This window comes from Citrobacter meridianamericanus (assembly GCF_041320245.1).
In the GTDB taxonomy this organism is placed as follows: Bacteria; Pseudomonadota; Gammaproteobacteria; order Enterobacterales; family Enterobacteriaceae; genus Citrobacter; species Citrobacter meridianamericanus.
On record NZ_CP101037.1, the window covers coordinates 84,492 to 110,207 of the forward strand.

28 protein-coding genes and 1 pseudogene are annotated in these 25,716 nt (G+C 46.4%); 17 read left to right on the forward strand and 12 right to left on the reverse strand.

Translation table 11 applies throughout. The features are described 5' to 3' along the window. Positions 1-200: 200 nt before the first annotated feature. Genes NMD08_RS26275 through NMD08_RS26285 form a run of 3 tightly spaced genes read left to right on the forward strand, consistent with a single transcriptional unit; the run spans position 201 to position 6,611 of the window. Complete coding sequence (locus NMD08_RS26275; RefSeq protein ID WP_000196727.1) at positions 201-1,247, forward strand: thioredoxin family protein; 1,047 nt, start codon at positions 201-203, stop codon at positions 1,245-1,247. After that, the gene (trhH, locus tag NMD08_RS26280; protein WP_001257292.1) at positions 1,237-2,652 is read left to right on the forward strand and encodes an IncHI-type conjugal transfer protein TrhH; all 1,416 of its coding nucleotides are present in this window, start codon (positions 1,237-1,239) and stop codon (positions 2,650-2,652) included. Before NMD08_RS26275 ends, trhH begins: the two co-directional genes overlap by 11 nt. A gap of 8 nt (positions 2,653-2,660) precedes the next feature. Beyond that, complete coding sequence (locus tag NMD08_RS26285) at positions 2,661-6,611, forward strand: conjugal transfer protein TraG N-terminal domain-containing protein (RefSeq protein ID WP_000386160.1); 3,951 nt, start codon at positions 2,661-2,663, stop codon at positions 6,609-6,611. A gap of 122 nt (positions 6,612-6,733) precedes the next feature. Here NMD08_RS26285 and NMD08_RS26290 read toward each other — a convergent pair whose 3' ends face one another. The 4 genes from NMD08_RS26290 to NMD08_RS26305 form a co-directional block, all read right to left on the reverse strand. Next, the gene (locus NMD08_RS26290; protein ID WP_000654195.1) at positions 6,734-7,240 is read right to left on the reverse strand and encodes a YrhA family protein; all 507 of its coding nucleotides are present in this window, start codon (positions 7,238-7,240) and stop codon (positions 6,734-6,736) included. A 9-nt stretch (positions 7,241-7,249) separates the two neighbouring features. Next, entirely contained in the window at positions 7,250-8,311 is a 1,062-nt protein-coding gene (locus tag NMD08_RS26295) for an HNH endonuclease signature motif containing protein (protein WP_000902297.1), read from the reverse strand. 123 nt (positions 8,312-8,434) lie between these two features. Then, positions 8,435-8,992: an HAD domain-containing protein gene (locus NMD08_RS26300; RefSeq protein WP_001371950.1), complete on the reverse strand. Its 558-nt coding sequence runs from the start codon at positions 8,990-8,992 to the stop codon at positions 8,435-8,437. An 82-nt stretch (positions 8,993-9,074) separates the two neighbouring features. After that, positions 9,075-9,614: a lytic transglycosylase domain-containing protein gene (locus NMD08_RS26305; protein ID WP_000494968.1), complete on the reverse strand. Its 540-nt coding sequence runs from the start codon at positions 9,612-9,614 to the stop codon at positions 9,075-9,077. A gap of 147 nt (positions 9,615-9,761) precedes the next feature. Here NMD08_RS26305 and NMD08_RS26310 point away from each other — a divergent pair, with 147 nt between their 5' ends. The 3 genes from NMD08_RS26310 (at position 9,762) to NMD08_RS26320 (ending at position 11,384) form a co-directional block, all read left to right on the forward strand. Continuing rightward, on the forward strand, positions 9,762-10,511 hold the full coding sequence (locus NMD08_RS26310) for a thioredoxin fold domain-containing protein (RefSeq protein WP_000720274.1): 750 nt from the start codon (positions 9,762-9,764) through the stop codon (positions 10,509-10,511). Between the two features lie 24 nt (positions 10,512-10,535). After that, a complete protein-coding gene (locus NMD08_RS26315; RefSeq protein ID WP_000843243.1) occupies positions 10,536-10,928 on the forward strand; it encodes a hypothetical protein in 393 nt (130 codons plus the stop codon). Between the two features lie 195 nt (positions 10,929-11,123). Beyond that, positions 11,124-11,384: a hypothetical protein gene (locus NMD08_RS26320; RefSeq protein WP_001439466.1), complete on the forward strand. Its 261-nt coding sequence runs from the start codon at positions 11,124-11,126 to the stop codon at positions 11,382-11,384. 59 nt (positions 11,385-11,443) lie between these two features. Here the strand turns inward: NMD08_RS26320 and NMD08_RS26325 are convergent, their stop codons facing one another. Further along, positions 11,444-11,899 (reverse strand): hypothetical protein, encoded by a 456-nt coding sequence (locus NMD08_RS26325; protein WP_223230168.1) that lies wholly within the window; start codon positions 11,897-11,899, stop codon positions 11,444-11,446. 262 nt (positions 11,900-12,161) lie between these two features. On the opposite strand from NMD08_RS26325, the gene NMD08_RS26330 reads away from it, so the two are divergent. Continuing rightward, entirely contained in the window at positions 12,162-12,971 is an 810-nt protein-coding gene (locus NMD08_RS26330) for a DsbA family protein (protein ID WP_000031378.1), read from the forward strand. Positions 12,972-13,016: 45 nt separating this feature from the next. Here NMD08_RS26330 and umuC read toward each other — a convergent pair whose 3' ends face one another. Continuing rightward, complete coding sequence (gene umuC, locus NMD08_RS26335; RefSeq protein ID WP_001371894.1) at positions 13,017-14,270, reverse strand: translesion error-prone DNA polymerase V subunit UmuC; 1,254 nt, start codon at positions 14,268-14,270, stop codon at positions 13,017-13,019. Next, positions 14,260-14,694, reverse strand: a complete 435-nt coding sequence (umuD, locus tag NMD08_RS26340; protein WP_000111290.1) for a translesion error-prone DNA polymerase V autoproteolytic subunit — start codon at positions 14,692-14,694, stop codon at positions 14,260-14,262. The genes umuC and umuD overlap by 11 nt, the downstream gene beginning before the upstream one ends. A gap of 325 nt (positions 14,695-15,019) precedes the next feature. On the opposite strand from umuD, the gene NMD08_RS26345 reads away from it, so the two are divergent. From NMD08_RS26345 to NMD08_RS26360, 4 genes are all read left to right on the forward strand, one after another. After that, positions 15,020-15,717 (forward strand): IS1-like element IS1B family transposase gene (locus tag NMD08_RS26345; RefSeq protein ID WP_095033700.1). Its coding sequence is split into 2 segments (ribosomal slippage): positions 15,020-15,269 and positions 15,269-15,717, totalling 699 coding nucleotides; the frame shifts between segments, so codons are not numbered across the junction. 287 nt (positions 15,718-16,004) lie between these two features. Further along, positions 16,005-16,919, forward strand: a complete 915-nt coding sequence (locus tag NMD08_RS26350) for an IS5 family transposase (protein ID WP_100185530.1) — start codon at positions 16,005-16,007, stop codon at positions 16,917-16,919. Then, positions 16,901-17,116 (forward strand): hypothetical protein, encoded by a 216-nt coding sequence (locus NMD08_RS26355; protein ID WP_122966916.1) that lies wholly within the window; start codon positions 16,901-16,903, stop codon positions 17,114-17,116. The genes NMD08_RS26350 and NMD08_RS26355 overlap by 19 nt, the downstream gene beginning before the upstream one ends. Beyond that, a complete protein-coding gene (locus NMD08_RS26360) occupies positions 17,019-17,402 on the forward strand; it encodes a hypothetical protein (RefSeq protein WP_233144839.1) in 384 nt (127 codons plus the stop codon). The genes NMD08_RS26355 and NMD08_RS26360 overlap by 98 nt, the downstream gene beginning before the upstream one ends. A gap of 50 nt (positions 17,403-17,452) precedes the next feature. Here NMD08_RS26360 and NMD08_RS26365 read toward each other — a convergent pair whose 3' ends face one another. The 4 genes from NMD08_RS26365 to NMD08_RS26380 form a co-directional block, all read right to left on the reverse strand. Next, positions 17,453-17,860 (reverse strand): hypothetical protein, encoded by a 408-nt coding sequence (locus tag NMD08_RS26365; RefSeq protein ID WP_001371904.1) that lies wholly within the window; start codon positions 17,858-17,860, stop codon positions 17,453-17,455. 457 nt (positions 17,861-18,317) lie between these two features. Then, positions 18,318-18,989: a serine protease gene (locus NMD08_RS26370; protein ID WP_000285959.1), complete on the reverse strand. Its 672-nt coding sequence runs from the start codon at positions 18,987-18,989 to the stop codon at positions 18,318-18,320. A gap of 44 nt (positions 18,990-19,033) precedes the next feature. Next, positions 19,034-19,339: a hypothetical protein gene (locus NMD08_RS26375; protein ID WP_001100610.1), complete on the reverse strand. Its 306-nt coding sequence runs from the start codon at positions 19,337-19,339 to the stop codon at positions 19,034-19,036. A gap of 22 nt (positions 19,340-19,361) precedes the next feature. Further along, positions 19,362-19,679, reverse strand: coding sequence for a hypothetical protein (locus tag NMD08_RS26380; protein WP_000785965.1), 318 nt, complete (start codon positions 19,677-19,679; stop codon positions 19,362-19,364). Between the two features lie 213 nt (positions 19,680-19,892). Here NMD08_RS26380 and NMD08_RS26385 point away from each other — a divergent pair, with 213 nt between their 5' ends. Then, complete coding sequence (locus tag NMD08_RS26385) at positions 19,893-21,296, forward strand: ISNCY-like element ISKpn21 family transposase (protein ID WP_001567368.1); 1,404 nt, start codon at positions 19,893-19,895, stop codon at positions 21,294-21,296. 28 nt (positions 21,297-21,324) lie between these two features. On the opposite strand, the gene NMD08_RS26390 is transcribed toward NMD08_RS26385, so the two are convergent. Next, positions 21,325-21,957, reverse strand: a complete 633-nt coding sequence (locus tag NMD08_RS26390) for a hypothetical protein (protein WP_001567369.1) — start codon at positions 21,955-21,957, stop codon at positions 21,325-21,327. Between the two features lie 74 nt (positions 21,958-22,031). On the opposite strand from NMD08_RS26390, the pseudogene NMD08_RS26395 reads away from it, so the two are divergent. The 5 genes and pseudogenes from NMD08_RS26395 to NMD08_RS26415 all read left to right on the forward strand — a co-directional run. Then, a pseudogene (locus NMD08_RS26395) lies at positions 22,032-22,403 on the forward strand (IS5/IS1182 family transposase); the annotation flags it as partial. 31 nt (positions 22,404-22,434) lie between these two features. Next, the gene (locus tag NMD08_RS26400; protein ID WP_013815099.1) at positions 22,435-23,403 is read left to right on the forward strand and encodes an IS5-like element IS903B family transposase; all 969 of its coding nucleotides are present in this window, start codon (positions 22,435-22,437) and stop codon (positions 23,401-23,403) included. 130 nt (positions 23,404-23,533) lie between these two features. Beyond that, complete coding sequence (locus NMD08_RS26405) at positions 23,534-23,875, forward strand: hypothetical protein (RefSeq protein ID WP_223533971.1); 342 nt, start codon at positions 23,534-23,536, stop codon at positions 23,873-23,875. Next, on the forward strand, positions 23,862-24,524 hold the full coding sequence (locus NMD08_RS26410) for a DUF4400 domain-containing protein (protein ID WP_000718549.1): 663 nt from the start codon (positions 23,862-23,864) through the stop codon (positions 24,522-24,524). Before NMD08_RS26405 ends, NMD08_RS26410 begins: the two co-directional genes overlap by 14 nt. Positions 24,525-24,534: 10 nt before the next feature. Next, positions 24,535-25,716, forward strand: coding sequence for a S49 family peptidase (locus NMD08_RS26415; RefSeq protein ID WP_000952985.1), 1,182 nt, complete (start codon positions 24,535-24,537; stop codon positions 25,714-25,716).

A 25,716-nucleotide genomic window follows, 5' to 3' on the forward strand; every position in this document is an offset into this window, starting at 1 on the left:
TTAGATATTCGATAAAACCATGTTTTTGTTACACCGGATTTTTGACAACGTGCAAGATGGATGATCTTTCCATCACCGAGACTATCTTCTTAGTCAGCACTCCTTTTCCGTCCTTTTCAACATAAAAACGACCATGCTATACGAGCTCTAACCTTTTTTTTGTATGCCATCATAACCGCATCAGAAAAGGAGAACGGTCTATGACTCGTATTGCATTAGCGCCTTCAAAGATGGTTTTGCTTATGTCTTTGGTAATTACTGGTGCCCACGCCAGCCCTGAGCAACCCCTAATAAAAGATACGCCCTTTGTATCTGGCCAGGCTTATAAGAAGGGTTTCTTCTGGTATGACGATCCTGCTAAAAAAAGCGAAGCTGAAGAAGAAGAGGTTTTGCCACCAACCGGTGCTGCTAGCTCGCCTTCAAAAGAGGAAATGGTAGATTTAAATTCAAAATGGCTAAAAGAGAATATGCCTCGACTGTTAACGCAGGCAATGGATAACCCTACCGCAGAAAATCTATCACGTTATTACACGGCGCAAAGGTTAATGCTGGATATCAGTACGCGTTTTTCTGACAAATCAAAAGATTATTTTCTTAAAAACCCGATGATGTCTGAAAAACGCAGGCAACCAGTGGAAAAGGTGGCACTGGATGCTCACCGCACTGTTGTTGAAAAAAATCAGCAAACGGTAATGAAAGATATCTTTACTAAGTCAGGTTTATTTTTCTTTTTCCAGAGTACTTGCCAGTTTTGCCACGAAGAAAGCCAAATACTTCAATTTATGCAGAACTATTATTCGGTAGATATTCTTCCAATCAGTATGGATGGAAGGCCATTGCATAATGGCCTTTTTCAGGATTTTAACATCCCCAACGCACAAATTATTGATCAATTTAAAATTCGAGAGGTACCTACAATTTTCCTGGTTTCAAAGGATGGGACATCAGCTCAGCGCATTAGTGAAGGCATGATCTCCGCTGATGAATTAAAGAACACTATTATACTTGCCGCGAAGGGCATGAATCTGATCGATGACGCTTCGTTCCAGTCAACTCTAGATATTAAAAGGCAATATACCATCGGCGATGATGGCGTTATTACCGTTAATAAATCCGAAATGGAATCAGACCCATTCCTACTTCAAAAAATAATGGACCAAAAACTCGAAGGCTATGACATGCCTACGGCCGATCCGGTCAATTATCTCAATGCTGGCGGCAGTTTTGGAGGCACTTATGCGCAGTAATGCCGTTTTCAACTTCAAAAAGTTACTTTTGTCTCTTTCTGTTTGTGCTGCAATTTTAGCCCCGACTGCAAATGCAGACAACGCAATGCGTAACATTTTCAATGGCATGATGACGTCTACCAGCCCGGCCACCTTTTCCACAGCAACCCGTACAGGCATAGTTGGCGGGTCAATGTCTTACCGAACAACAAACGTTAATACCAACCTTGTTTCCATGTCGTTTCCAAAAGCTTCTGTCGGTTGTAACGGTATTGACGTTTTTCTTGGGTCCTTCAGCATGATCAACGGGGACCAGCTTGTGCAGGTGGCCCGTGGTATTGCCCAGGGTGCGGCTATCTATGCTTTTAACGTTGCTGTTTCAGCTATTTGTGCTGACTGTGCTGCAACGATTAATGACATCCAAAACAAACTGCAAGCGCTAAATAAATTTGCGAAAGATTCATGCAATGCAACTTACTCTTTCCTTTCTGAAAACGTGGGTACGCCAAGCCAGTTCGCTAACTCAGTTAGCTCTGGACCAGCCTCAATTCTGGGATCGATTAATGGTCTTATTCCTGATTTTGGCTCATCGATGACAAAGTCACCTGAAGCTGTCACTTCTCAGGTTAAAGCAAAGGATCCCGAAGAGTTCGCTGAAAAATTCAGTGGTAACCTCTTCTATATGTCGTTCATGGATATTGATAAGGGAACGATGAACATCGGAGGGGTAACGGAGTTATCCGGTTATAAACTGGCAGAACAACTTATGTCTCTCGTAGGTACTGTCATTATCAACTGGGATAGCAAAGGCGAAAAAGCGGGAATGGAAGTCCGCCCGTCTACCATGACTGTCACGGATTACATCATGGGGCCACCAGCTGGCGGATCAATTAAAATGCTCAAGTGTTCTCCGGCACCAGATCCATCATCCCCACGAAAGGCTCAGTGCCTTGTCATGTCAGAAGTTAATGACGGTGGTTTTAAGGGATTGAAGGATACCATTTCTGATCTTCTTTTAAACGTACAGAAAAAAATCATCAACGACGTTCGTGTTTCAGATGATGAATTACGCATTATCTCCTATATCGGCATCCCGACCATTATCGACTCTTTGCAAACATTCGAAGCACCGGAAGGGTACGCATACATTCAGGACATCAGCACTATTGCTGCGACGAGCCTCGTAATCAACATGTTGCGCCAGGTTGAGGCCAAAATTTCAACCATGAGCATACCGAGTGAGTCGCTGTCGGGTAAAAGGGATGATCTCAACCGATTAACAGACAATCTCTCAAAACAGGTTAAAGCCGCCTATGAGCTATCGCACAGCCAGGTCGGTACCAGCTCGGACGTCATTTCAACCTGGGATAACCGTCGCCTGCAACGGAAGGCTTTCACTGAAAGTATTCGTGGCACACGTAACTGAGGTCTGACATGGATTACAACATATATACCCTGGGTGATATTGATTTTGTCTGGTCGGCTTTTACCGGTATTGCCCTGATCTTTTCTCAATATACTGGTGTAAAAGAGTTCCTGACCACGGCCGCCGTTGTAGCAGGTGTGAGCCTATTCTATAAAACGTGGCTATGGCTTCAGGCTCCGACCAAAAATGAATTACCGTTTTTCTCCTGGTTTTTGGGGTTGATCCTTTTCATGATGGCAATGGTTCGAGTGGATGTAACTATTGAATCTGTAAAGTCGGGAGAGGTCAGAAACGTCGACGGAATTCCAATTTTTATTGCTGCGATGGCAACCGTCACCACTAACTTAAGCCAGGGTTTGCTGAAGGATTATAAAACAGCGTTTGATCCGCTTTCTCCGGTGGACCTGTCTGCAACAACTCTGGACGATGACATCACCCTCGGTCCGATGATCCGATTCGTGAAGTTTTTGCAATGGGGCGGCGATAGCCAGGGCTACTGTTCCGCATTTCCTGAACCGGCCAGCGGGCTAGGGCCAATGAACGTATGTGCTACCGTTCAGTCTCTTGCATACAACTGCCTGAAGGCTACCCAAAACTCAAGCGCAAATATTGCCGGTAAAGAAACTATTTTTAACGATATTTTCTCAGCTAATCTGGCAGATAGCATGGACCGGATTAATCAGGCGATGAAAGGCGCACTGAAGAATGCCTCTGCCAGTATTGTTGGCGCTAACGGTTCAAAATCTGGTACGTGTGATGAGGTCTGGTCAACTGTGAAACAGGTTACCAGTACAGCTGAAGCTCGCCAGACTATTTCCCTTATAGGACAGACAAACGGCATCCTTACTCCAGACGAAGCAAATGGTGCACCTACCGGCGCAAGCTTTACTGATGTTATGGCGTCAGCAAATGGTATGTACGGTAAGGCTATTGGTTCGTATGACGCCACCCTGAACCTGTTCATTATGAATGAGCTCAGAAATGGCGCAAGCAAATATAAGACCCCACTCGGTCTGGCTTCCGATATGCAGTTGTTTGAGGCTTCTCTGAAGCGAACCAACACAATGGCTTCACAGGGCCAGTTGTGGTTACAACTGTCGGGAGCAGCAATCGCATTCCTTGAAATGTTTGCTTATATGGTTGCTCCATTTGCTTTGCTTATGCTGCTGGCGTTAGGTGGTAATGGTGTTGCCGCTGCGGCGAAATATTTGCAACTTATCCTCTTCGTGAATATGTGGCCGCTTACGGCAGTAATGGTCAACGCGTATGTGAAGAAAGTCGCGACGGCCGACTTGGATACCTGGAGCACCCTCAACAGCCAGAATAATGCCGTCACGTGGATGGGACTCCCAGGGCTTGCGGAAACATACAGTTCATACCTGTCTGTTGCTTCCGCCCTCTATGCTCTGATTCCGGTACTCACATTATTCCTGATGACACAGTCGATTCACCCGATGATGAATGCGGTTAAGGGAGTGACCCCCGATGCGCCGGTGGATACTGGTCATGTAACGCCCAAAGTATGGGATGGCCCTAACAGCGGTAAATCTTCATTTGGTGACGTGACACGAACCGCCTTAACCAGTACCGGTCAGGGATACAGCGATGGCGGCGCAGTTGATTCAAGTAATTTCCGTCTTGGAATGTGGAATGCTGGTTCAAGTATCGCTAACAGCCAGGGACAAGGATCAGCTGTAACCTCATCAGTTATGAGTGCGGCAAGTAATTCATTCCAGGCTGGTTACAGTCAGATGAGCGAAATTGGAAGGTCAGGACAGTCGAGCCAGCAGTTCTCAACCAACCTGCAAACAATGAAGCAGATCTCGGATAAGATTGGTGCCTCTGTAGCAGAAGGTATTGCAACGAAACATGGGGTGAGTGCGTCTCAGATGGCCAGCATTGCTTCAAATGTTATTCTCAACGCTGGGCTTAATGGAGGTGTTGGAACTGGCAATGGAGCCGGGCTGAAAGCGGCTGTAGCAGGGCAATTGAGTAGCGGTGCATCTAAGACCAATACAGGCAGTGACTCGCTTTCAAATGACCTTTCAAAAGCAATCACGAATCAGCTTAGCCAGGATTCTGCGTTAACTGACCAGTTCAGTAAAGCGGCGTCTCAGGTAAGCAGCGATCAGATATCCAATACTAATGCGTTTAAAGAAGCATCGTCGAAAATGAACCAGGCGACACAGACGATGGCGCAAAATATTTCTACATCGGTTTCGACTAACGCAAGCTCCAATAGTGGAATGAGCCTTGATTCTAAACAAAGCATTAACCTGGACAGGTTCTCCGATTCTATTCGCAACAAAAACTTCAGTGATGATGATGTAAGGAATTTTGCTCGTAAGAATGGGCTGGATGAGAATGCGTTTATGGAGAAATTCAACTCCTATAACGATACCTTCAAGGCCAGTAATCAGCTTGGATCGCAGCTTCAACGTACTGACGCGCTTGTGGCTGCAACCCGAGATTTCAGTGAGCAAAAAATTGCGATTGATACCGCCCGGGGAGAGACGGCCGAAAGTAATAAACAGGATCTCCGTGAAACCTCCAGCCTGCTTAAAAGTCTGGTTTCCGACTTCGGTGGTAATGCACAGCAGCTGCTACCTATCACCAATCAGCTCGACAGAATTTCAGGTGACGGGTCAGGAATTAATACTATCACTCAGGCACAGGATAGAACTCCTGACAGCGTAAATACGTCTGGCGTGATGAGTGCGTCACGCGTAGGGGAACTGGGTGGAAGTGTAGATTCGCAGGCTAAACTCGGTCTTTCCTCCAACGCTCAGGACGCGACACAGCATGTCCCTGGAAAAAGTGAAGCTGGCTTTACTCCGTATAACCTTGATAACGCGGGCAAAGGCGATATTCAGGGAATACATAACAACAACGTGGGCCGCACTTATTCTGATGAAGAAAGGAATGTGCTTAATTCTCTCGAAAAGAATGGACCTGTACTGAATAATCAGGGTGTAGAGAAAGTCGTCAATTCGGGTCAGGATGTCAGAAATGCAGAAGGCACATTTAACGATCTGGAAAAGGTTGGAGGTCGGGTGGTTGGTGATGGAATGGATCAACGAGCCACTGCTTTGAACAGTATGTATCAGAGCGGGCAAGTTCGTGGCTTATCTAATAACACTGATAACTACTTTAGTCGTGTTGCCAACAACCCGAACTTAAGCCGGGACGATAAGCGAGCTGAATTGGCACAGCAAGCTGTCTTTACCTATGGTGCCAGCACCATGGCTACCGGTGCCGAAAGAGAGCAGCTCAAAGCGGATACCCAGAAGATCCTTAATGAACTGGGTAACTATAACGTTAACTGGAGTATGAATGACGTTAAGAGCATCCATAGCAGTTTCAACACTCATAACAGAGCTGATGGTTCACTTGAGTCAGTCGTACGGGCAAACCTGGGAGAAGGTGGGTCGGGCGGTGGTCTCGTTGGTAACCGCACTCAGACCGTCACAGATCGCTTGGTTGGGGAAAAGATAGAGGCCAACACTGAGCGGGGCGCGATTTCTGGTGCGCTACTCGGGGGCCAGCAATTTGTTTCGGATACGCTAACCAGCGTTGGGGCGAAACCGGTAAATGAGATGCTTACGGGAGCGGGCATCCTTCAAACCCAGACATCGATAGCAAATGATGCCTCTAACCCTGCAAATATGCCTGATTCTCTCCAGGGTAAAGTCCTTAATCACATGCAGATGTCTGATGGCGTCGCAGCTGTAAGTGACCGGTATCAGAGTATTAGCAGCGACGGCGTTTCGACTTATGCGAATGCAGCGCAGAACTCTGAAAGGGCTATCCGGCAGCAATTGACGGATGACCCACGCTTTGGGCCTCAGAAAGCAGATGAATTCATTCAGTACATGAAGTCAGAGCTGAGCAACACAAATGAGCCTTACCAGTCACGTGTCGATAAAGCGGATCAGTGGCTTAATGAAAATAAAAAATAAGGGAGGTTGAATATAACCTCCTGAAATGACTATCAATAGATTGTAAATTACTGCTAAACAATTAAGGCCGCAAAGTATGTGTTTGCGGCCTTTTTTTCAGAAGTACCGCTCTTGCGGAACATTCAACTGACGGTTTGAATCAGTGAAGACAAAAATCTATCAAACTCTGTATGAGATTCAATAACATAATCAGTAGATGCTTTGTCTCTTATCTGAAAGCAGTCGTCTGCAAAACTATAAGCGAAAAGTGACATGCCATCTTCTCCGATTAACACCTTATCAGTGAGATTTGGGTCAACGTAGATTTCATTGTCTCGTGCTTCAAAGTTGCGTATGTAAATATTTGACCACAATAGATTTTCGTTCTCTGCCTGAACAAGGTTATAAAACGTAAGTCCGTTGTACTCAAAACCATCCATAGCATTAAACACTTGGGCATAATCAAGCCTGGTTTTAATGAGTTTCTGTATATCTATATAGGCGCTCTTTTTGTGATCTGCCCACTCCACTGGAGGCGGATTGCAGATTAAGTCTTTCAAGACTTCCGGGGCTACCGGGCTGGCTAAAGGGTAGTGATCTGCAACCATCAACCTCTTTAAGCTGCTGAGTAGTTGAGTTAAATCTTTCATGAGCGCCTCTTACTTTCCTACCGGGTAGATAACACCGTTCGGCGATGGCCATAGAACTTTGGTGCTTGAATTATACGGTAGATCCTTCGTAATGATGGATTGTGCTTTCGACAGTGCTGAATGGTATGGTGAATTCTGAATAAGTACCAGGTTGTCTATAGCGTTTGTGCCACCATCATCAAGAGGGATCTTGTGGTGAACCTGCCACCCAGAGGGGACCTTGCCTGTTGCAAGTTTCATCAAATCGTTAGGTTCAAACGTAGCCAGGGCATCTGGGTGGTCTGAAAGTGATTTAAGGAAGTTAGGGCGTACAGTATTGTTGAATTGTCCACGGAGAGCTAAATATTCAGCTCTGTCTCGGCGCATGTAGTTCAATTCGCTAACATTCATATCATCGAGCAAAACGTGTGCTTTTTTGTACTTGCCGAGATAACTTGTCAATTCATCCGCAGACCTTGGATTTCGGATAACCAGAAGTGAAGCCGCTGCAACCAGCATACCTGAAGTTGTTTCGTTCAATACCTGGTCATAGCCTTCAACAGCTTCGCCGCCAAGTTGTTCAGCCGTATGTCGAAATCCCTCCACATTTCCATTATAAAGCCCGCCAGCTGCGAGAAGACGACCAGCCGCTTTGGAATTAATGGTTTTTGTTGATTGGGCGTGCTGTGCTGGTGTCGTTGATCGAACGTAATACCCCGGGCGTTTCAACTGACGAGAGATGATATCGCGCAGACGGGTAAAGAGGGACAGGGGCAGGTCATTGCGTAGGTTGCCATTTGATATAACCCCCGGCCCGGCATTGCCGGTTATGTCTTTTCTAAGCAGAACGATCTTACCGTATCTGATGTCGTCAAGCGTATCGCGGTAAGCGAGCCAGGGGCGTTGATGGTGGAACTGGTGATACCGGCTGACAAACTGTGTATATCCCTGCGGTAAATTCCATTCCTGAATAATCCGGTTTGGCAGGGCGGTATCTTCGAGGTCATGTACCGCCGTGGCCGGATGTATGATGTGGGGAATATCCTCAAGGTATATGTCATCCAGTGACTTAGCCTGACAGTGATGCAGCATAATGTCCCTTTCTTGTCGAATTCATATGAGACATTATTGCGTATGGTATAAAACAATCAATCCTAAAGTGGATGGGCGTACGAGATCAGCAGTGACAGGGTAAAAGGAAAGTTACTTTGTTCATCAGCGTCCCATGAGCTGATGGTACCTTGCGTTAAGAGCTGCAAGGTCAGATTCGGTGAGGCCCGTGTAATAATCGGTTTTGTGCAAATGCGGATAACCGGCCGGAAATAATGATTCGTCGTCATCAAGGCAGATAAATGCTTTAACTCGATGTGAAAAGACAAAGTCCTCACACTCGGCAGCCCGCACACCAGTCTGTCCGTGTTTTAAATATACCGAACCGGTTGCACCTATGATTTTGTCTCTATAAGGCACCCGGAACAGAGATTTCAGATAACTTGTATTAGCGCACTCACGCCATGAGCTGGAGATAACAATCACCATGGCAGGGCAGTTATCCAGCAATTTCTCTAACAGTGGCATTCGCTCAAAGGTTTCATTTTTACACCTGTGGCAAACCCCATCGAAATCTAAGAAAAGCACGACATGCGAATCAGGGAGAGGGGCCCATAAACCAGCTGTTGTTTCTTCATGAACACATACTTCTTCATGATGAGGGTTTTTCTGGATCAAGAAAGAAGAGAGAATCTTAAATAAATTTCTTGCAGAAGAAGACAATATATTACTCCTGAGTCAGTGTGAAATATTTGTGGTGGTTTACCCAAGCCACTCGATGATCTTCTGTAATATCGGGTTGTATTTATTTAACAACAGGAGTCGGGTTTTGCTCCGGGACATTTTTAGCTATATGGCCATTGTATCGAGGAGGTTGCTGGGTCCATTGATAAAGCTCACCCATCCCGTTACGCTGCTGGATCCGGCGATTGTACTTTACCATGAAGTTAAATATGTACTTTGCACGTACCTTTGGGGTTTTGCTGTTGTAATCTGCAATCCCTTCAAACACATTGCCCTTGCGATCAACAATTTTTCTATAGAGCCACCATGTTCCAACCCAGAAACTTGCGCAAGCATCGTAAGCCAGAACCCGCCACGTTACCGTCGGGAAATGCTTTTTTATTTCAGGTAGATTGGATGAGTTGATCTGCATTGGGCCAATATCATAAGTGCCGTTAGTATTCCTGCTGAAAGTACCAACCTTACCGCCTTCATTGTCAAACAACGTAAAAACCAGTTCAGCATCAATTCCGAAGTAGCGGGCGGCATCCGTAATGCACTGAGTGTAAATCTCATCAGGAACGGGAATAGGTTTCACATCATCTGCTGGTGGTGTAAACACAACGATTTCTCCACTGAATCTACGTTTTATCTATTCTCCCATATATCTATCGACTTTCTTTCGGCTTTACCCGTTGATTTAAGCGTTTAAGCAAAATTCTGGAATTTTGGGGCGTGATAATATTAGTGCTCGATTTAAGGAGCGGAAATGAAAAAAATTATTAAGGCATCGGTATTACTTCTTTCATTAAGTACCGCCTTCACGATGAATGCCGAGCCGGTTAATACAATGGTACTGCCAGATGCAGCCCGGGATAAGCTCAAAGCCATTGGGCTTTCAATCGAGCACGTCGAACCCTCGCCAGTAAAAGATATTTTTACGGTGATTTCCAGGGAGGGGGTAAGTTACGTGAGCAAAGACGGAGATTACATTTTTACCGGAAGCTTATTCCACGTGAAAGGTAAAGATGTGGTAAACACCACTGAGCAGGCCATTTTAATGGGCGTCCGGGAATTCGCATCCAAAACAAAATCCATCGACTACAAATCACCAAACGAAAAATACCGGCTTGCTATCTTTACCGATATAACCTGTGGATACTGCCAAAAACTGCATCATGATCTGAAGTCTTATCTTGATGCCGGTATTTCGATTAAGTTTCTTGCATTCCCACGTGCAGGACTGAACTCGGTAGTAGCCGGGAACATGGCCAAAATCTGGTGTTCAGCAAAGCCAAACGAAGCTCTGGATGCAGCGATGAATCCGGTTTCAACTATCCCGGAAGGACGTCCTGATGAGGCTTGCTTAAACATTATCAAATCGCATTTCCAGGTGGCCTCAACAATCCCGCTGCAAGGTACTCCTACCATGGTGACACTAAGCGGCAAACCGCAGTTATTTACGGGGTGGCTGAGCCCGGAAAACCTGGTGACCCAAATGGGCGCTGCGCAAAAGTAACTTTTCCGACTGTAAGAGGTGTGTATGAAATCTACTTTACTGAGTACGTTAATGCTGGTTGCTGTAGGTGTACAGCCCGTTTTCGCTGCACAATGTCAGTACGGAGCCTGTGGAACGGAAAACGATCCCGGAATCGGATTTCTGATGTCATCGGTACAAATGGATAAAGGTGAACATCTAAAGGAACTCTCTGGTGTTGCGACCACAGGTGACACCATCTCTAAAAAGATGGAAAGCTACCTGGGAAATAAAAAGCTCAAGGTAAACACCGACAGTACCCGCAAGGGGCCGGGTAATACCACCATCAGGCCTACAGATGAGCTCGCCCCAACGAGGCAACTAAAAGTTATCCGGCCCGAACTGGTAAAAAATCCCGATTCGCAGCTCGTGGTAGCTTTCAATGAGCGCCTGGCCTGATTTATTGACTGAGAGCGTCCAGAAGGAAAAAAGATGTCGATACTCAGTAGCTTCGTCATCAGAGCAACGGGGATACCTGACAAAAAGTATCTCCGGGATCCCGTAATAAAACGTTGTTATAAACGTCTGAGTCGTAGGGTGCCTGCTCTAATGACGGGGTGGCTTCTGTGCATTCTGGGTTCAGGGTATGTCAGTATGGCACTGGAACAGCCTGATAGCACTGTATTACTCAGTCTGCTGCTGTTGTATGTTATGTCAGGCATTTTACTGATGCAGTTCCAGTATATGTATTCAGAGCGAAGCATAGGCTACAAGTTCTACCTGGAAGTGCTTATGAATGCAGCTGCCAGTACTCAACATAAAGAACAGTTACAGTATCTGTTCATTAATAAGCCCAATTCCATCACGATGGGCGATCTTTACCGACTTTATGATTTTAATGGGGGAGGGCGATAGCCACGTTAATGTGCGTGTCCAAAAGTCACTTTTGAACATTCTCTTCCCGCCGTCTGCTTTCAGTTCCAGGGGATCACTGCAACATAATTTCCGGAACGCAGCGGCGCATCAAATTTATCAGTAAAGGCGTCGATCATTGCTGAATAAGCAATGCTGTCTGACGGCACAGGTGCATTGCTTTGCATACTCACTTTCAGAACCTGCTTTGCTCCTTTCGCTGACGGGTATACCTCGACATCCAGCTGTCGCATATAGTGCATCTGCGACATCGTCTCAGTGCCTATTACCCCATCGACTGGCTTGTAGTCATAGTCAGTATGCAATTCGCCATGCTTGTCAGTTCTCGTTGTCTTTTTATCTACAACGTAGCCTGTCACCCCAGTAAGAAGCTGCTCGCTATACTGCATGTTCTCCTGTGAGCTGCTGATTCGGAACCTGAGCACATAATCTGGCTGGTGAGTGGAAATAATGACTCCTTTTTTTGCTAATCCATCAGCAAAACGGCCTGAAAACATTCTGGACTGAATACTTTCGTCCGGAGGGACTATCTGAAACCTTTTATTTGTAACAGGACGAGGCATTAGATCGTACGCATCTACCTGGTTTGCGAAATGATATCCGCATCCACTCAAAAGCATTGCGGTTGTGAGTATAAAGCCCTGCCTAATCATCCTTTAATCTCCAAAAAGCATTGTTTCACGAATAATTCCGATTTACCGGGCCAGTATAATCCATCGCAGGTTAATAACTAACAGGCTGAAAAGCATAAAGGTAGCTATGTCTAAAGAATTTTATTTAAAACCGATGGCCACGATTTTAATTTCTGCGGTTATTGCTACCGCTGCCTCGGCGTTAATCACGGCAACTTATTTTAAACCGAAGGTGCTCAGTGAGGAAGAAATTGGCAAAATTGCCGCTACTTACCTGGTAAAAAATCCCCATTATTTAGTGGAAGCAGGTAAGGCGCTGGAAAATCAGAACGTGAGTGCCTCAGTGGAACGAATAATTCCATATGCGCCAGCTCTGCTGGATACCAAGGAGACGCCAAACATCGGCCCTGATGACGCCGACGTCGCGGTAATCGAGTTCTTCGACTATCAGTGTATTTACTGCATGCGGGTTACACCTGTTGTTGAATCGGTAATGAATCAGAGCAAAGATGTAAAATTCTTCTTTAAAGAATTCCCGATTTTTGCCGGTTCAAAACCTGTATCTGCCATGGGGGCCGCTACGGGTCTGCACGTCTATCAGAATTTCGGTGCTGAAGCCTATCGTAAGTACCACAACAACCTGATGGCTGTGGCTCATACCTTCATGACCTCTCAACGCAAATTCGAACTCACTGACTTTAATACTGTGGTGGAAAAGTCAGGGTTTAACAGCACGTTTTCTGACAGGGAAAAAAACCGGTATGAAAACGTGATCTCCGGCAATATGCAGCTGGGCGAAGCGCTCGGGATCACCGGCACACCCGGTTTCATCATTATGAATATGAAAAAGCCGAATGCGGCGACTACCACATTTATCCCCGGGGCTATGGACGCAGCAACTTTGCAGGGCGCAATCGAAAAAGCTCGCGGGGCCTAAAGTTACTTTCACATTTGATGAGTACGGCCATGCCGGTCATGGCCGCTACGCTTTTACAACGAGTAATTCATCCCAGCGGGTCGTATATCTCGGTGATAGCATGGCCTGCTTCATACGAAAATCCTGTTGAATGCCTTCCCCCAGTAAAAACAGAGCTCCGCGCTTTTCTTTATTGAACCGGTCCATAACTTTCATCAGTGCCTGACTGCCAGGCCTGGCCGGGCGAGTATCAAACAGGCTGAGTTGCTCTGTGCCGTCAGTCATAGCGGAGAGCATTACCCCTGCTTTCGCATACGCTATCCCGGGTCTGTAAATGCGGTTCAGGATGGTCATGGCTGCATCAACCAGATCGCGGGTGTCCTGTGTAGCGGTAAGCGGCTCGATACCACAATTGCTGTAGCGGTTTTCACCTTGCGCATAATTGCTACTCTGAATGAAGACTGTGATTTGACGGGTCCACGAGCCATCCTTGCGCAGCTGCTCTGCCGCCCGGGCGGTAAAAAATGAAACTGCCTCATGTAGCTTGCCTATCTCATTAAGGCGCTGACCAAAACTTCTGGAAACGATAATCTGTTGCCTGACAGGAGGAGACTCGTGCAGCCGGAAACATGGTTCGCCATGCAGTTCCCGCCAGGTACGCTCGATTTCAACGCCAAAGCTTTTACGTAAAAAGCGAACGTCGCTATTATAAAAATCACCGGCAGTGATGATCCCGAAAGCCGACAGGCGTTCACTAATCTTTCGACCAATACCCCATATTTCTCTGGTACTGATCAGGCTCAGGAGCTTCCTGATCCTGGCCTGATCAGTCAAAACTACAACCCCGCCTGTAGCTGCCCATCGTTTGCTCGCATAGGTGCATAATTTAGCGAGGGTTTTGGTGCTTGAACAACCCACACCACAGGTAAGGGACAGATTATGAAGAAGTGTACTTCTGATCAACCGGCCGTAATCTTCATAATCTATTATCTTGTTCATGTTTTTCAATAACATGAAATTTTCATCTATGCTATATCGACTCGATTGAGGCGCGAAGCTTTCCAGCGTTTCATGGAAGCGATTTGAGTAGTCTTCATACAAAGTAAAGTTAGAGCTCCGGACTTCGATCCGGTGTTGCTGAATCAAATCCCTGCACTTAAAAATTGGGGTCCCACGCTTAATACCAACGCTTTTAGCCAGTTTATTCATTGCAATGACGGACGAATCGTTATTGCTGGCTATGATGAGCGGCTTTTTTGACAGCTTGGGATCCATCGCACACTCAAATGCCGCATAGGCTCCGTTAATATCAACGTGCATGTACATGGCTGAACTGATTCAGTGCAAAGGTGACGACGCCCCATATCTCAAGGGATTCAGGATTTACACGTATCGGCTTATAGGCTGGATTAGAAGGCATCAAAAGCAGCTCAGGATACGTGTGTAAGATCTTTACCGTAAACTCTCCATCCACCAGCGCAACGACGATAGAGCCGTGTCGTGCTGTTAAAGACCGATCCACAACCAGTATTGCTCCATCATTGATACCGGCATTGATCATACTGAGGCCCGCCGCCCTGACAAAGAAGGTTGAGGGGCGGTTGCGGACTACATATTCATGCAAATTTAATTCATTATCTTCATGCCCGGCGCACGGACTCATCACTCCACAGCTTAGTAAATCACTGAAAAAAGGTGCCATTTCGTAAGGCTTGTTGCTAATGTGCTCAAGGATAACAGACATAGCTACACTCGAATTCTTGTACTGTATGTATAAACAGTATTGCGAGTTGAAGAGAAAAGATCAAATCTCTCCGGTAACGCTATCAAGCCTGACGAAAAATTAAGCTTTATCATAAACATCAAAAACCATCTTTTACCGATAATGGCGAGCTGGCCTACGAAGAAGGTATACAAGCTAGGATGAAAGGATTCTGATGCTCCTCCCACCAAATTTTTTATCTCCTGAAGACCAGGCTGAGTACGATGCTTATATGGCAAGGTTCAGCGAGGTGGTGATGCTGCCAACTTACTGATTTAGTGTATGATGGTGTTTTTGAGGTGCTCCAGTGGCTTCTGTTTCTATCAGCTGTCCCTCCTGTTCAGCTACTGACGGGGTGGTGCGTAACGGCAAAAGCACTGCCGGACATCAGCGCTATCTCTGCTCTCACTGCCGTAAAACATGGCAACTGCAGTTCACTTACACCGCTTCTCAACCCGGTACGCACCAGAAAATCATTGATATGGCCATGAATGGCGTTGGATGCCGGGCAACCGCCCGCATTATGGGCGTTGGCCTCAACACGATTTTCCGCCATTTAAAAAACTCAGGCCGCAGTCGGTAACCTCGCGCATACAGCCGGGCAGTGACGTCATCGTCTGCGCGGAAATGGACGAACAGTGGGGATACGTCGGGGCTAAATCGCGCCAGCGCTGGCTGTTTTACGCGTATGACAGGCTCCGGAAGACGGTTGTTGCGCACGTATTCGGTGAACGCACGATGGCGACGCTGGGGCGTCTTATGAGCCTGCTGTCACCCTTTGACGTGGTGATATGGATGACGGATGGCTGGCCGCTGTATGAATCCCGCCTGAAGGGAAAGCTGCACGTAATCAGCAAGCGATATACGCAGCGAATTGAGCGGCATAACCTGAATCTGAGGCAGCACCTGGCACGGCTGGGACGGAAGTCGCTGTCGTTCTCAAAATCGGTGGAGCTGCATGACAAAGTCATCGGGCATTATCTGAACATAAAACACTATCAATAAGTTGGAGTCATTACCTAGGAGAGTTCAATCACTCAACGCCTTTTACATCTCATTTTATTTATATCACCGACTATCATAAAGATAATACATGGATGATTTCACTTTCGCAGGAGGATTTTAATACAACCAAAATTTTAACATCGTTAAGTCTAGGGAAGGTGCGAACAAGTTCCTGATATGAGATCATCATATTCATCCGGAGCGCATCCCAGAGGGACATCATGAGCCATTAACTCACCTTCGCCGATAGTGAATTCAGCACTAAGCGCCGTCAGACCCGAAAAGAGATTTTCCTCTCCCGCATGGAGCAGATTCTGCCATGGCAGAATATGACCGCTGTCATCGAGCCGTTTTATCCCAAGGCGGGCAATGGCCGACGGCCCTATCCGCTGGAGACCATGCTGCGTATTCACTGCATGCAGCATTGGTACAACCTGAGCGACGGTGCCATGGAAGATGCCCTGTACGAAATCGCCTCCATGCGCCTGTTTGCCCGATTATCCCTGGATAGCGCCCTGCCGGATCGCACCACCATCATGAATTTCCGCCACCTGCTCGAGCAGCATCAACTGGCCCGTCAATTGTTCAAGACCATCAATCGCTGGCTGGCCGAAGCAGGCGTCATGATGACCCAAGGCACTTTGGTGGATGCCACCATCATTGAGGCACCCAGCTCTAGCAAGAACAAAGAGCAGCAACGCGATCCGGAGATGCATCAGACCAAGAAAGGCAATCAGTGGCACTTTGGCATGAAGGCCCACATTGGTGTCGATGCCAAGAGTGGCCTGACCCACAGCCTAGTCACCACCGCGGCCAACGAGCATGACCTCAATCAGCTGGGTAATCTGCTTCATGGAGAGGAGCAATTTGTCTCAGCCGATGCCGGCTACCAAGGAGCGCCACAGCGCGAGGAGCTGGCCGAGGTGGATGTGGACTGGCTGATCGCCGAGCGTCCCGGCAAGGTAAAAACCTTGAAGCAGCATCCGCGCAAGAACAAAACGGCCATCAACATCGAATACATGAAAGCCAGCATCCGTGCCAAGGTGGAGCACCCGTTTCGCATCATCAAGCGGCAGTTCGGCTTCGTGAAAGCCAGATACAAGGGGCTGCTGAAAAACGATAACCAACTGGCGATGTTATTCACCCTGGCCAACCTGTTTCGGGTGGACCAAATGATACGTCAGTGGGAGAGATCTCAGTAAAAACCGGAAATAACGCCAGAAATGGTGGAAAAAATAGCCTAAATAGGCTGATTCGATGTGTTTGCGGGAAAAAAATCGGCCCAGATCCGCGAAATTTTAATCAGCGAGTCAGCTTGGGAAGAAATGACCTGCTTATTCGCACCTTCCCTAGATGCCTGTGTATCCATGCTCGGAAAGATACTAAAAAAAATGTCTAACAAAAACGGTATCTCACAAACGGAAGAATCTGAATTCGCATTTCTTTTAACAAACTATATTAAACAGACTTTGACTTTTAGAGAATGGCAACGCAATGCTGACGGAAATCAACGACTGCACTTTCTTATTAATATCTACGGTGCAAAAGAAGACGGTGGCGAAGTGGTTTTAAGACCATTTATTGTAAATCCTGATGAATTAATGCTTACTCCAGCGGATGTCGTTGAATTTAATTCGCAGGTTATCAACGTTGATCGGCAGCGTCATCCTGAGTGGTTCCGTTAACTGGTCACAAGGGTTAAGAGCCTGAAAGGCTGCGATAGTGTATACGCAGCCTATTCTGTATAGCCGTCGCGTAATAATTGTTCTAAATGACTATCGACCGTTTCCTGATCACCAGGAATATATCGTGGCCATCCTGTTATATCGTTGACGCGTTTCACTATGTATGGATGAAACCCAAACTGCTCGGAAGTGATGTCAATATAATATTGCACTTCTTCGAAGTTCAATTCACACCAATAATGGCCAAAGCCACCACTCTCTGTAAATATACCGCCATCATCTGCACCGTTACCCCCACGAACAACAGCATCTAGACCTTTAGTTTTTGCTAAATAACATACAAGATAGCTTGCAAAAAGGCATGTGCCTTTCGTCTTCTTTGTGCCGCACTCCGTCAAAACTGAAAGTAGCTTTTCATGCGCCACTCGTGCAATGCCTGATACCAATTCCGGGGACATGTCTGCTCCAATGAAATTATTAGATCGACTTAAACAGGTAATATGTAATTAGGCATTACGATAAGTCGTGCCCTATTGGTTGGTACATCGTAAGAAAAGTAACTTTTCTAATCCCAGCCTGCACTCCGGGAATGCTTCTAACCTGAATAAATCACGGGGGCAGTGCTGGATACTTGTCAACTGTATTTGGATTCACAGGCTAACTATTTTTATACAGTTTAAGTGAATAAAACTTACTTAAAGCAGCGAACCACGCCGAAAGTGTAATGAGGAATACCGCCAATTCATCAGAACCATTTTTGATAGCACTGAGTAGAGCGATTAGTCCAAGGAACACCGAAAGAAAGACTAGTATTGCGGGTAAAAGTTTATACATGATAGACGTTCCTTTTAAAGGTTCAGATAGGTAGACCAACGCAGATAACGTCGGAATTGCCTGTTGTAAGATTACGCTCATTTAATTATTTTTATAACCTATGAATCCGCGTATAATTTCATTTGTAGTAATCTTCGTAATATATATCTGATAGACATTGATCTTTTTAATGTCTTGTTGACTCACAACACCATATAAGCAACTCTTAGATTGGTTTAACACAGCGCTTCCACTAACTCCATTTTGATAAAAAGCAGTCAAACCATCAGAACCAACTATTCCTTTATAATAGTAGGTTGAGTCGGGGGAAGCATACGTATTTGAAAGCGTATTATACATTCCCGATAGAACCCAAACAGACTCACCTGGAGCTAGAACATTATCACATACTGGAAGCTTCCAATTAGGTGGGGCTTTGACAATAGTATTTTTTTCTACTTTTAAAAGAGCGAGGTCCCGGTTCTTAGGATCATCAATATTGATAACTGTTGCTGGTTGGCTCCCATTCCTTGTTATTATACTTAGACTATAATCCTTGCTTGCATCAAGCCATAAATGTGAAGCTGTAAGAATATGTTGTTCATCGATCCAAGTACCTGAGCCGGAGATTGTCTTATTTCCAGACTTGATTTGAATTTTTACAGCTGAGTCCGAAAGCTCAAAATCATTGTGGTGCATACTTTGTTTATGAGGATTATCGGTGGAACAAGCAGAAATCAGTAAGGCTGAAAGAGCTAAAACCTTTCTATACATAGTCAGTTTCCTTCGAATAAGGCGAGTTTGGTTTCTAGAATATTTTATCCAGCGAGGAATTCTTCTAACGTGCTATCTTGGTACTGGGGATATATCTGCTTCATCATGCCAAAAGCAGCAACCGCTACGCTTTCTAAGTCGGAATAGAATTTAGGCTCCGTATTAAGATCATCACCATTCTTCAGAACGCCCTCGAAGCAGCTATAATCATTTCCGAACTCTTGAACAATAATCCAGCGCCCATCACGGAAACCTACGAGCATAACCGCTGAATTAGGATAGTCGCCAGCAGGCGTTAGCCAATCAAAGTGATAGTGCTTTATCGTATCATATTTCAGATGTACATTCATTATTCCTCCGTTGGCGATTACATTATTTGAGTTTTTTCATGGACTCTAAAGAAGCGAGGTAGGAATTATAGCGATCACCAAATTTTTCTTTCGCACGCTTAACGCGCATTTTCTCCGCGAGCTCAGTCTTGTTTTCTGCCTGGTAGGTCCTATTATTTTGCGTCTTTACTTCGGCCCCTGGGCCTGCTGCGTACGTTTTGTTTTTCTCGCTAATACACGCTCGGCATTTACTCTTGAGGCCAAACTTGCCCTTGAGCTCTTTTCCAAACTGTTCAAAGGGTTTAACTTGCTGACATGATTTGCATTTTTTAAAGCCCGGGGGGAGGTAGGTGTCAGCCATGAGCTGCTCCAGTAGGTATTGATTATAGGTGATTTTAACTTAAAGACGACGTCACTTTCAAATAAATCGACTACTTAACGCTGATCTTACATAATCCTGATTATGCGCACTTAAGTTGTAATGGCTCAATAGTAATGTCCGCCTGTGGCTCAATTCAGATGTCCGCGCTATGGTAAGCTTCACTGGTCCGTTTAAACTACCGGGAGGCATATCATGAGCGCAGAAAGCTCAGGAGTGTTTACTTTGAAAGAGATCAACCGGATCAAGATTATACAGGACGTCATTGAACGTCGCATCACAACGCGCCGTGCGGCCGAGCACCTCGGTATCAGCGACAGGCAATGCCGCAGACTTCTTGCCCGTTACCGTGAAGGCGGACCGCTTGGTATGGCCAGCAGACGATGTGGCATGCGTGGTAACCGCCAGTTGCCACCCGGGCTCGCAGATCAGGCTCTGGAACTGATCAAGACGCGTTATGCTGATTTCGGTCCGACTCTGGCGCGTGAAAAGCTCGAAGAACTCCACGGACTGTTTCTTGGCAAAGAAACTGTCCGGCGCATCATGGTGCGGGCTGGCTTATGGGTTCCCCGTAAACAACGTGCCGCAAGGATCCCTCAACCACGGTACCGGCGTCCGTGTACTGGTGAGCTGATACAAATAGATGGCTGTGATCACGACTGGTTTGAAGGCCGTGGCCCGGCCTGCACCGCGCTGGTCTATGTTGATGATGCAACCAGCAAACTGATGGAACTGTTGTTTGTTAAATCGGAGTCCACGTTTTCTTACTTCGAAGCCACGCGGCGCTATATCGATAAGCATGGTAAACCGCTGGCACTGTACAGCGATAAAGCCGGTGTTTTTCGTGTTAACAATAAACACGCCACAGGCGGAGACGGGCATACTCAGTTTGGGCGAGCCATGCATGAACTGAACATCCAGACTATCTGTGCAGAAACCAGTCCCGCCAAAGGGCGTGTAGAACGAGCTCACCTCACTTTACAGGATCGTCTGGTCAAAGAGCTGCGGTTACAGGGCATTTGTTCAATGGAGGCTGCAAATGACTTCGCTGAGGCCTATATGGCTGACTATAACCGCCGTTTTGGCAAAGTACCGCGACATGATTTTGACGTACACCGTGCTGTAGAACATGATGAGGACCTGGGGCTTATTTTCACTGTTCGTGAAAAACGTAAAGTCTCAAAATCGTTGACGATACAATATGATAAAATGTTGTACCTGATTGAAGACAGCGAACTGAGTCGCCGTGCAATAGGTAAATATATCGATGTGTATCACTATCCTGATGGCAGAAAAGAGCTGCGCCTGAACGGTACGCTACTTCCCTACTCTACCTACGACCGACTGTCAGAAATCGACCAGGGCGCGATTGTCGATAACAAGCGTCTTGGCCGAACCCTGGAGTTTATCAGTCTGGTGCAGAGCAAGCGGGATAACACGCGCTCTCAGTCAATTCCCGCTGGAGATGGCCCTTCCCGACGACGGCCAAAGCAGGAAGGGAAGAAATCCCAGCGCTCACTGGATAATGATGACATGCTCGAAGCACTCAAACAGCTTCAGTCACGTTCAGAGGACATTTTTGGTAAAAGAGCCCGCTGATGGTACTCACTGGCCGGACAGTGGTTGCTCACCAGTTGATATTGTCCGGCCAGACCCATGATGTATTATTCATTTCGTTCAGCATCTTTATGTCCTGCTTTTCACGGGCATACTTACCCCATAATGAATGAAAAGAACGAACAATACTGATTAACTGCTTTTTTCTTTGCTCCGGAGATAGGCTGATAAAATAGCAGCACCTGCTGTCAATATTATCCTCAATGAAATTAAAATCAGAGTCTGATGCATATTTTACTGTTAGCATAATATCATTCGACGTTGTTCTCTCAGACTCTGTTAATGCTGATTCTATCAGGTATTCAAAGGCATACATGACAGACAGCTGGTTTTTGTCTGTCTGAATATAACCCATTGAGTTTCTGAGTATTGAGGACTGTACCAGGACCAGAGGCCATAAAAGCTCAACACCATAAAGCTTATATGTATCATGTTGATCATACTGATGTTGCTCAACACGACGATTACCTTCCCGTGCTTTACGAATATCATAGGCAAGGGATAACATAAATCCGTCTTTAACTTTAATCAGTGGGCTTTCATCCACGATGTAATGAATGAGTTCATGTAATTCATTCAGGGCTTCTGAATCTCCCCACAGTATAAAACCTGCATTGTTCGGCGTTAACTCGTATCGAAGCATGGGCTCAATCATCCTGTTGTTTCAGTCGGAGGAAAGTCTATCGGCTTTGTTGAATAAATCGAACTTTTGCTGAGTTGAAGGATCAGATCACGCATCTTCCCGACAACGCAGACCGTTCCGTGGCAAAGCAAAAGTTCAAAATCACCAACTGGCCCACCTACAATAAAGCCCTCATCAACCGTGGCTCCATAACTTTCTGGCTGGATGATGAAGCTATTCAGGCCTGGTATGAGTCAGCAACACCTTCTTCACGAGGCAGACCTCAGCGCTATTCTGACCTTGCCATCACGACTGTGCTGGTCATTAAACGCGTATTCAGGCTGACCCTGCGCGCTGCGCAGGGCTTTATTGATTCCATTTTTTCTCTGATGAACGTTCCGCTACGCTGCCCGGATTACAGCTGTGTCAGCAGGCGGGCAAAGTCGGTTAACGTCAGTTTCAAAACGGCTTTGTTGAATAAATCGAACTTTTGCTGAGTTGAAGGATCAGATCACGTATCTTCCCGACAACGCAGACCGTTCCGTGGCAAAGCAAAAGTTCAAAATCACCAACTGGCCCACCTACAATAAAGCCCTCATCAACCGTGGCTCCATAACTTTCTGGCTGGATGATGAAGCTATTCAGGCCTGGTATGAGTCAGCAACACCTTCTTCACGAGGCAGACCTCAGCGCTATTCTGACCTTGCCATCACGACTGTGCTGGTCATTAAACGCGTGTTCAGGCTGACCCTGCGCGCTGCGCAGGGCTTTATTGATTCCATTTTTTCTCTGATGAACGTTCCGCTACGCTGCCCGGATTACAGCTGTGTCAGCAGGCGGGCAAAGTCGGTTAATGTCAGTTTCAAAACGCCCACCCGGGGTGAAATCGCGCATCTGGTGATTGATTCCACCGGGCTGAAGGTCTTCGGTGAAGGCGAGTGGAAAGTCAAAAAGCATGGCCAGGAACGCCGCCGTATCTGGCGTAAGCTGCATCTCGCCGTTGACAGTAAAACACATGAAATCATCTGTGCAGACCTGTCGCTGAACAATGTGACGGACTCAGAAGCCTTCCCGGGTCTTATCCGGCAGACTCACAGAAAAATCAGGGCAGCATCGGCAGACGGCGCTTACGACACCCGGCTCTGTCACGATGAACTGCGGCGTAAGAAAATCAGCGCGCTTATCCCGCCCCGAAAAGGCGCGGGTTACTGGCCCGGTGAATATGCAGACCGTAACCGTGCAGTGGCTAATCAGCGAATGACCGGGAGTAATGCGCGGTGGAAATGGACAACAGATTACAACCGTCGCTCGATAGCGGAAACGGCGATGTACCGGGTAAAACAGCTGTTCGGGGGTTCACTGACGCTGCGTGACTACGATGGTCAGGTTGCGGAGGCTATGGCCCTGGTACGAGCGCTGAACAAAATGACGAAAGCAGGTATGCCTGAAAGCGTGCGTATTGCCTGAAAACACAACCCGCTACGGGGGAGACTTACCCGAAATCTGATTTATTCAACAAAGCCTTATTGACCGTGCACTGCTGACTCATCTCAAAACCGAACAGGAAAAAATAGATAGTCCAAGAGTCTGCAAAAATGTGATTTCGGCTTTTGCCGACTCAACTCTTTCTCTGCCGGTGTTTAACATCGGCCTAAACGAGCAGTACAGATACTGGACGCCGTGGGGCATCAACTTTATAGAATTTTCCCGCCAGGCCGCAAAAGCAAGGACCGCTGTATTTGTTCCTGATGTGGGACAGATCGAGTGGAAAAGCGCAGAGCATAAAGAACTGGCGGAGTTAAGCCTCATCGACCAAATCATACCTAAACAGTACCACTGGCTCCTGGGTATCCCGACGATGTGGCGTAACAACTATTGCAATCACGATCAGAGGCTAGCTCTTTTTCGTGAATGGAGGGAAAGCAATGGCTGCGGATAATACAAGCAGGGCAGCAGTGCTCAGAACAATGCTTTTTTTTGGCATGGTCATTTATTTTGGTTACAGCTTGGCTTTCCAGAATACTGAGGAGCTCAAATATCAGATTACTCAGGAGGTTAATGCAAGCCGGTCCATCATATCAAATGACCGTTGGAAGTCTGTCATTGCAAATAGTGAAGCGACTTTAAATTGGTTGGTACATGACTATAAGTTAATTGACTATCTGAATACTATTCTGATCCCTGACACCAAAAAACCAGCCAGAGGTATTAACATTGTTGCTGAAAAATTTACCTCTATTAATTACACTATGGCCAAAAACATACCCCTCTTACTTTATCAGTCCATTTTCCGGTGGAACTTAATCCTGGGGTGGCTAATCGTTTTTCTGCCCTATCTATTTGCCATGCTAGCAGATGGAATGTACCAGTGGAAATTGAAGAGGTACGTATTTGGTAAGGTTACAGTTCAGTTTTATCGTATTTGGTTTCGAGCATTTTGGGTGATCAGTGCTTTAACGATGGTCTACCTGGTCATGCCAAATATGTCACTATTTAACAATATCGCTCAACTTTTCCCACCAGTCGCTTTATTGATACTGGGAATTGCATTGAATCGCTTGTGGTCTAACTTTCAAAAACTCATGTAAAGGTGGTCAGATGTTAAGCAGTAAAAAAAGGAAGTCCCCTACAAATATCAAAGAATCGCTCAATGATAACGCTGACCGTTTTTATAAGATGTTTCGCATTCATACCACGGCAAAAGTTGCTATGTCGCTAATTGCCATGACCGCTGTAGGGTTTTCTTTCTACAATCTTTACGAACAATGGCAGGACGCTGAAGGGAAGAAAGACCATATAGCTGTAATACGGATTTCTGGCGAGATGGGTACCGGCTCGGAAACGGGCGATGGAACAGTGATCGCAACAGCTCTTGCCAAAGCTTACAATAATCCCCATGCCAAAGCAGTTATTATCGAGGCAGAGTCAGGTGGTGGTGGTCCCTCTGACGCCATCATTATTTACCGCCAGATAAACGCGCTTAAAAACCACCAGCCACAGATTGAACGCGTATCAGATGCCGGTGGCTCTCTTTCATCTGTAGCCGCTGACAAGAGTAACAAAACCGGGAGCACAGAACGTGGCGATGAAGCACGGTCGAAGCAAAACTCCCTCGAAGTACTCTCCAGCGGTACCGGTCGTTTTTTCTCTGATATCGCAGACTCATATAAACCAATCATCGTTAGTGTGAAAGGCATATGCGCATCCGCATGCTATTACGCGGTATCGCCCGCTGATGCAATTTATGCCGACAGTAATGCCCTGATCGGTTCTATCGGTGTGCGTATGGACCACTGGAATCTGTCAGAGATCATGAGCACAGTAGGCGTCAAGAATGAGCCCCTTACGGCCGGTGAGTTCAAAGATGCTCTTGACCCCTTCCACCCATTGTCCGATTCAACGAGGGAGTTCATGCAGAAGGAGATCCTGAACACGATGCATGAAAAATTTATAACTGATGTTGAACTTGGACGGGGTAAAAAGCTTCTCTCGCGTCATGATGCCGATGCTGTTTCTCTCTATTCAGGCCGTGTATGGCCAACACCTCAGGCAGTTAAGTACGGCCTGGTGGATGGAGATCTTACGTCAGTAGAGATCCGTACACGTCTTTCAAAAATGTACTCCACTGACACGTTCAAAAACTACAATGAGCCTCATCGTAATCTCCGTTCTGCACTCGGCATGCTGATGAGCCTGTCTTCAAATATTGAGAGCCTTACCGGTACCACTACCCGCTTAGTAGAATCTGTTAATGCCACCAGCTACCCCTCTGTGAGGTAA

Excerpts from the sequence above, each read along its gene's own strand:
- NMD08_RS26275 (WP_000196727.1), top strand. The coding sequence starts at position 201 with ATGACTCGTATTGCATTAGCGCCTTCAAAGATGGTTTTGCTTATGTCT.
- trhH (WP_001257292.1), top strand. The coding sequence starts at position 1,237 with ATGCGCAGTAATGCCGTTTTCAACTTCAAAAAGTTACTTTTGTCTCTT.
- NMD08_RS26285 (WP_000386160.1), top strand. The coding sequence starts at position 2,661 with ATGGATTACAACATATATACCCTGGGTGATATTGATTTTGTCTGGTCG.
- NMD08_RS26290 (WP_000654195.1), bottom strand. The coding sequence starts at position 7,240 with ATGAAAGATTTAACTCAACTACTCAGCAGCTTAAAGAGGTTGATGGTT.
- NMD08_RS26295 (WP_000902297.1), bottom strand. The coding sequence starts at position 8,311 with ATGCTGCATCACTGTCAGGCTAAGTCACTGGATGACATATACCTTGAG.
- NMD08_RS26310 (WP_000720274.1), top strand. The coding sequence starts at position 9,762 with ATGAAAAAAATTATTAAGGCATCGGTATTACTTCTTTCATTAAGTACC.
- NMD08_RS26315 (WP_000843243.1), top strand. The coding sequence starts at position 10,536 with ATGAAATCTACTTTACTGAGTACGTTAATGCTGGTTGCTGTAGGTGTA.
- NMD08_RS26320 (WP_001439466.1), top strand. The coding sequence starts at position 11,124 with ATGGCACTGGAACAGCCTGATAGCACTGTATTACTCAGTCTGCTGCTG.
- NMD08_RS26325 (WP_223230168.1), bottom strand. The coding sequence starts at position 11,899 with ATGTTTTCAGGCCGTTTTGCTGATGGATTAGCAAAAAAAGGAGTCATT.
- NMD08_RS26330 (WP_000031378.1), top strand. The coding sequence starts at position 12,162 with ATGTCTAAAGAATTTTATTTAAAACCGATGGCCACGATTTTAATTTCT.
- umuC (WP_001371894.1), bottom strand. The coding sequence starts at position 14,270 with ATGCACGTTGATATTAACGGAGCCTATGCGGCATTTGAGTGTGCGATG.
- umuD (WP_000111290.1), bottom strand. The coding sequence starts at position 14,694 with ATGTCTGTTATCCTTGAGCACATTAGCAACAAGCCTTACGAAATGGCA.
- NMD08_RS26365 (WP_001371904.1), bottom strand. The coding sequence starts at position 17,860 with ATGTCCCCGGAATTGGTATCAGGCATTGCACGAGTGGCGCATGAAAAG.
- NMD08_RS26370 (WP_000285959.1), bottom strand. The coding sequence starts at position 18,989 with ATGTATAGAAAGGTTTTAGCTCTTTCAGCCTTACTGATTTCTGCTTGT.
- NMD08_RS26375 (WP_001100610.1), bottom strand. The coding sequence starts at position 19,339 with ATGAATGTACATCTGAAATATGATACGATAAAGCACTATCACTTTGAT.
- NMD08_RS26380 (WP_000785965.1), bottom strand. The coding sequence starts at position 19,679 with ATGGCTGACACCTACCTCCCCCCGGGCTTTAAAAAATGCAAATCATGT.
- NMD08_RS26385 (WP_001567368.1), top strand. The coding sequence starts at position 19,893 with ATGAGCGCAGAAAGCTCAGGAGTGTTTACTTTGAAAGAGATCAACCGG.
- NMD08_RS26390 (WP_001567369.1), bottom strand. The coding sequence starts at position 21,957 with ATGCTTCGATACGAGTTAACGCCGAACAATGCAGGTTTTATACTGTGG.
- NMD08_RS26410 (WP_000718549.1), top strand. The coding sequence starts at position 23,862 with ATGGCTGCGGATAATACAAGCAGGGCAGCAGTGCTCAGAACAATGCTT.
- NMD08_RS26415 (WP_000952985.1), top strand. The coding sequence starts at position 24,535 with ATGTTAAGCAGTAAAAAAAGGAAGTCCCCTACAAATATCAAAGAATCG.